This is a genomic window from Kitasatospora sp. NPDC057198 (genome assembly GCF_042670125.1).
Lineage (GTDB): Bacteria > Actinomycetota > Actinomycetes > Streptomycetales > Streptomycetaceae > Kitasatospora.
In genome coordinates, this window is record NZ_JBHUWH010000788.1 from 1 (window position 1) to 2013 (window position 2013).

The 2013-nt window shown below is 70.2% G+C and carries 3 protein-coding genes; 1 reads left to right on the plus strand and 2 read right to left on the minus strand.

Going from position 1 to position 2013, the window contains the following annotated elements; genetic code table 11:
- Nucleotides 1-41: 41 nt before the first annotated feature.
- Complete coding sequence (locus ACFUEL_RS39010; protein ID WP_380242855.1) at nucleotides 42-437, minus strand: cell division protein SepF; 396 nt, start codon at nucleotides 435-437, stop codon at nucleotides 42-44.
- A 422-nt stretch (nucleotides 438-859) separates the two neighbouring features.
- Nucleotides 860-1387 (minus strand): DinB family protein, encoded by a 528-nt coding sequence (locus ACFUEL_RS39015; RefSeq protein WP_380242857.1) that lies wholly within the window; start codon nucleotides 1385-1387, stop codon nucleotides 860-862.
- A 178-nt stretch (nucleotides 1388-1565) separates the two neighbouring features.
- On the opposite strand from ACFUEL_RS39015, the gene ACFUEL_RS39020 reads away from it, so the two are divergent.
- Nucleotides 1566-1922 carry a YrdB family protein gene (locus ACFUEL_RS39020; protein WP_380242859.1) on the plus strand — a complete coding sequence of 119 codons (357 nt, stop codon included), beginning with the start codon at nucleotides 1566-1568 and terminating at the stop codon, nucleotides 1920-1922.
- The last annotated feature ends 91 nt before the right edge of the window (nucleotides 1923-2013 follow it).

Genomic DNA, 2013 nt, shown 5'->3' on the forward strand with positions numbered 1-2013 from the left:
CCTTCGGTGGGCGGTGAGCGGCGGGCCCGGTGGGCCGGCCGTCAGCTCTGGTTGTAGAAACCTGATTCGTCCAGCGGGCGGTCGATGACCGTCACCTCGACGTCGGCCGGGGTGAGCAGGAACACCCGGCGGGCGATCCGCTCGATGCCGCCGCGAGTGCCGAAGATCAGGCCGGAGGCGAAGTCGACCATCCGCTTGGCCTCGGCGTCGTCCATCTCGGTGAGGTCCATGACCACCGGGGTGGCGGCGCGGATGTGCTCGCCGACGGTGCGGGCGGCCTCGAAGCCCGTCGGACGGAGCGAGACGATCCGGGAGGGGCCGGTCTGGACGCTCGGCAGCGTCTCCTCGCCCTCCCAGGGCTCCTCGTACATCGCGGCCGGGTAGCTGCCGGAAGGCATCAGCCACCCGTTGTGGTGCTCGTCGCGAAGTGCTCCCATTAGCCGCGCCTCCCTGTCTCGTTCCGTACTCGTCCCCCGGGTGACGACGGGTCGTTTTGACACGTCATCCACTTGTTGGAACTGTCCGAGTATCGCACTGATCACCGCAGATGTGCCCGCTTGTGCCCACTGGACGGGTTGTGGCGCGTGGGGAAATCCGTGGTTGCTCCGTGCATGTCCGGATATCCACAAGGACGTCACCGGCCGGTGAACGGTTGCGCGCGACGACCCTATCGGCGTCACCCGGAGGCTAGTTGACGCGCTGTCAACAATCATGTAACGGCTTCACCCGCAGGGTGGCGGGTCGCGGCCGAGGGGCGCGCACACGGGGGTGGCGCGGTGGGGGTGGTGCGGCGTGCGGCGGGGGTGACGTGGCCGGGGTGACGCGGCCGGGGTGACGTGGCGGGGCGGTGCGGCGGTGGTCACTCGCCGGTGGTGCCGTCGATCCGTTCCCTGAGCAGGTCGGCGTGGCCGTTGTGGCGGGCGTACTCCTCGATCATGTGCACCAGGATCCAACGCAGCGTCACTTCGTTGTCGCGCCAGCGGCCCTTGCCGACCGCGTCCAACGAGACGCCTTCGACGGCGGACCGGGCGAAGGCCACCTCCTCCTGCCAGCGGGCGGTGTCGGCGACCGGGTCGGCCCCGTCCACCAGATCGAAGTCGCCGTCCGGGAACTCCTCCGACCAGTAGCGGCCGGACTCGTCGAGCTCCTGGCCGTCCAGCACCTTGCGGAACCAGGTGCGCTCCACCTCCGTCATGTGCCGGACCAGCCCGAGCAGGGAGAGCGAGGACGGCGGGCAGGTGCGTTCGCGCAGCTGTTCGGGCGTCAGGCCCTCGCACTTGAGGGCGAGCGTGGCCCGGTGGAAGTCCAGCCAGGCGCCGAGCATCACCGCCTCGTCGGCGGCGAAGGGCGGGCTGGTACGGATGGTGGCGGGGCTGCTGTCCGTCATGTGGACATGGTGGGGCAGAGCGGGCCGACCGGGCGAACCCTTTTCGGGCCGGTCCCGGTCGAGTGCGACCGGCGGCGGTGCGACAGGGATGGTGCTTCGAGGCGTGCGCCGTGGTAGGAAGAGCGGATCATCGGATGCTGCGGCGGGGGAACGGTCAGGTGCAGACGTGCGCAAGGGGATGACGGGGGCTCAGCTGGCGCTGCGCTTCCTGCTGGAACTGGCCTCACTGGTGGCCCTGGCGGTCGGCGGGTACGGGACCTGGTCGGACGGCCCGGTCGCCCTCCGGGTGCTGATCGCACTCGCGCTACCAGCGCTCGCGATCCTGCTCTGGGGACGCTACGCGGCGCCCCGACGGTCGGTGCGGGGCTCGGCGGCCCTCTGGTACGGGGTGCAACTGCTGGTCTGGGGCGGCTCGGTCGCCCTGCTGGCGATCGGTGGACACCCCCGGTGGGCGCTCGGCCTCGGCGCCGTGATGGTCGTCAACACGGTGGTGCTGCGCTCGCTCGGCGAGTGGTCGCCCGAGATCGAGCACTAGTAGTGCTTCGTTAGGTTCTGGTTCTGTGTCTGGTTCTTGTGCGGGGTAGGGGGCGGTTGCAGGTGGCACAGGTGCCGGTCCAGCCCTTGAG